The sequence below is a fragment of the Evtepia sp. genome (assembly GCF_056797215.1).
Genome location: NZ_JBQILM010000064.1, coordinates 1 through 3,577 on the forward strand (window position 1 = coordinate 1; position 3,577 = coordinate 3,577).

Genomic DNA, 3,577 nt, shown 5'->3' on the forward strand with positions numbered 1-3,577 from the left:
TTTGTTCCCGATCGAGTCTTGATCAGAGAACGCTGCCCCCGCACCCACGACCATGACAGATAAGAGCATGGCGAGGGTGAGAACCAGGGTCAGCACCTTCTTCAGGTTTCAGTTGTTGATTTACAAGGGGGTTTGGGTTTTTTCTCGCGTTTTTTCCCACAGCTTGCCACAGAGCCCGCGCCAGATTTTGGAAGTTCATTTCCGTTTTTTTCTCCTCGAAATGCGGCCAATTTTGCCATATTTTCGTGTAATACCCCTTGGTCCCTGTGGGTATAAATATTGGCGGTGACGGAGATATTTGCATGGCCCATGAGCTCCTTCGCCACGTTGATGGGTACCCCTGCCCGCTGTAGGTCGGTGCAAAAGGTATGGCGCAGGCAATAGGGGGTCAGGTCCTTGGCGATGGCGTGTTCCACGATCTCGCCGTCCTCCACCCGGGCCCCCATATGCAGATCCAGAGCGTTGGCGAAGGATTGCCACAGCCGCCACAAGCTGCTGCTGCTGCGGACATTGCCTTGGCGGGTGGGGAACACCGGGGCGTAGGGCTCCCCGCTGCACCGGAGGAATTTTTCCCGCAGCTCCCGGCACATGGGCACGTCCCGGACCCCCGCCGGGGTCTTGGGGGCCTTGACCACCTTCGTCCCGCTCTCCACCGCCTTGTGGATATGAATTTCGTTGTGTACAAAGTCGATGTCCTTCCACAGCAGCGCCGCTGTCTCCCCAGGCCGCAGGCCGGCGTAGAGGATGGTGAGGACCCACAGCCCTGAGGGGTGGGTCTCCGCCACCGCCAGGATGTGCTTTCGCTCCTCGTCGGTGATGGGCCGGTGGCTGCCTTTCACGCTCTCCGGGAGCTGCAAGCCCTCCGCAGGGTCATAGACGATGATCCGGGAGCGCCGGGCCTGGCGGAACATCTCCTGTAAGACCATCCGCAGCTTGCTCACGTGGGAGTAGGATTTTCCCGCCTGGGTGTTCAGCAGGGCTTGCAGGTGCAGATCCCGCACATCCTTCAAGGGCATCTCCCCAATGGCCGGGGAGATATAGCAGTTGTACTTTTCGTCATAGATGGCCAGGCTCTTTTTGGTCAGGCCTGCGGGGTCTTTATAGGTGGCCTTCCATTGGCGGAACCATTTGTCCACGGTGAGGGCCTCTTCTCCCTGGCGCAGGTTGGTGAGGAGCTCGATAAATTTATCAAAGACCTCTTCCTCGCTTTTCCCCCGAACCTCATAACGACGCCCGCCAAAGGTAAATGTTTTTCTGAGATACGTATACTTTTGCATAAGAATAACCTCCTGACGCAGAATATTTTCCTACATCAGGAGGCCGTTTGTCTACTATTTTCCTGGGTTTTCTCTCGAAAATCAACAATATCTGACGAAATTCGTTTTTAGTCGTCCCGGGTGGCTGCGTGGAATGCCTCCCAGGGGAGCAAATCACTGAGCTCGATGAGTACCGGGGAGAAGCCCTCCAAGTTGTCATACCCAGGGTTGTTGCGCACGGGGACGCTGGGGGGCGTGATCACTGGCAGGGAGATGGCCACACAGGCGCCCCCATCCCGGCCGCTCTGGGCAATCATCACGCCGCCGTGGATCAGGGCGATCCGCTGGGCGTTGTACAGCCCCAGGCCGGAGCCCTCCCCCGGCCGGGGGATGCCCGTGGAGACCTCCCCGGTGAAGAGGGTGGCCATGCGGTCCTCGGGGATGCCCATGCCGCTGTCCCGGATGGAGATTACGCAGCGGCTGCCGGCGGATTGGAACCGCATCTCCACCTGCCCCCCCTTCCCTGCCGCCCGGATGGCATTGGATACCACCGCCAGGATCATCTGGGTGATGAGGGATTTGCTGGCTTGGAAGGGCAGGGAGCCCACGTTGCTGTGGTAGCTGAACTGCACCCCGGCGTATTCTGACAGCCAGGCGGCCTCGTCGGCCATGCCGCTGCACACCAGGGCCAGGTCGAAGGCCTCCTCCTTGGGGAAGGTCTTGTAGTTCAAGTCCTGGGTGAGCTCTGCCTGGCGCACAATGCGCAGGAGCTGGTAGGTAAAGCGGCTTTGGTTGGACAGCTCCCGCTGGAATGCGTCGTCCAGGAAACGTTCCTCCAAGCCCCGCTTGATTTGGGTATGGGTGGTGGTGAGATTGGAGATACTCTCCCGCAGACGGTAGGTCGCGTTGCTGAAGGGGTGGTCCCGCTCTTCCTTGGAGGGCAGGGGGCGCAGCACCAGCAGGACGCCCCCCTCCAAGGCGGAGACCGACACCCGGTACGTGGCCAGGGCTGTGGCTACGTCGATGGAGTCGCCAGGGTGCTCGGCCAGGGCGAAAAGCAGGTCCGCCGGGAACTGCGCATCCTGGAGCAACGCCTTGCCCGCTTCGTTGGCATACACAGCCTCCCCCTCGTCGAGGAGGATGACTGCCTCTGGAAATGTGCTGAAAAGATCGCTCAGGCGGGAGGTAATGGTATCCATAACATCAGCTCCTTGGAAATAAAAATAGGATATCCGGTTCCAGCGGGAAATTTTCGTCTTTATAGTGTAACAAATCCTGGGAATAATAACAAGGATTTTGTCAGATTTGCAGGGAGAAACGGGAAAGTTTTTTCTGCAAGGGCTTCCATCCTAGGCGGAAGCGTTGTATAATGGTGTCGTCTTGGCCTAGGCCAGGGAAATAAAAACTGAGAAGGATTTGGTTGGAATGGGTATGAAAGTTGGCATCAACGGCTTTGGCCGCATCGGCCGCCTGGTGCTTCGCCTGGGGGCGGAACGCCCCGATGTAGAGTTTGTGGGCATCAACAGCCACAGTCAGACCCCGGACTATATGGCGTATCTCCTCAAGTACGACAGTGTGCATGGCCGCTTCGCCGGCGAGGTGGATTGGGATGGGGACGACCTCATCGTCAACGGCCGCCGGATCCGGGTGTTCCACTGCGAGCTGCCGGAGGAGATCCCCTGGGGCAGCGTAGGGGCAGAATATATCGTGGAGAGCACCGGCAAGTTCACCACCGCCGACAAAATGCGTGGGCACCTGCTGGGAGGCGCCAAAAAGGTGGTCCTCACCGCCCCCTCCAAGGACGACACGCCTATGTTTGTCATGGGCGTCAACAACACATCCTATGACAAGAGCATGGATTTCGTTTCCAACGCCTCCTGTACCACCAACTGCCTGGCCCCCTTGGCCAAGGTTTTGCACGATACCTTCGGCATCCGGGAGGGGTTGATGACCACGGTACACTCCACCACCGGCAGCCAGAAAACCGTGGACGGCACCTCGAAAAAAGACTGGCGGGGCGGCCGGGCCGCAGCGGGGAATATCATCCCATCCAGCACCGGGGCCGCCAAGGCCGTGGGCAAGGTGATCCCCAGCCTGGAAGGGAAGCTGACGGGGATGTCCCTGCGGGTGCCCACCTTGGACGTATCCGTGGTGGACCTCACCGCAGCCCTGGAAACCCCCGCCACCTATGACCAGATCTGCAAAGCCATGAAAGCCGCTGCCCAGGGGCCCATGAAGGGCATCCTGGACTACACCGACGAGGACGTGGTATCCAGCGACTTCCTGGGGGACACCCACACCGCCATTTTCGACGCCAAGGC

The 3,577-nt window shown here is 59.4% G+C and carries 3 protein-coding genes; 1 reads left to right on the forward strand and 2 read right to left on the reverse strand.

What is annotated here, in order from left to right:
• Nucleotides 1-101: 101 nt before the first annotated feature.
• Both ACTOZL_RS10065 and ACTOZL_RS10070 read right to left on the reverse strand, forming a co-directional pair.
• Nucleotides 102-1,277, reverse strand: coding sequence for a tyrosine-type recombinase/integrase (locus tag ACTOZL_RS10065; RefSeq protein ID WP_482478254.1), 1,176 nt, complete (start codon nucleotides 1,275-1,277; stop codon nucleotides 102-104).
• Between the two features lie 107 nt (nucleotides 1,278-1,384).
• Entirely contained in the window at nucleotides 1,385-2,455 is a 1,071-nt protein-coding gene (locus ACTOZL_RS10070; RefSeq protein ID WP_482478255.1) for a sensor histidine kinase, read from the reverse strand.
• Nucleotides 2,456-2,681: 226 nt separating this feature from the next.
• Here ACTOZL_RS10070 and gap point away from each other — a divergent pair.
• Nucleotides 2,682-3,577 (forward strand): type I glyceraldehyde-3-phosphate dehydrogenase (gene gap / locus ACTOZL_RS10075; protein WP_482478256.1); only part of this gene is annotated, 896 nt, incomplete at its 3' end.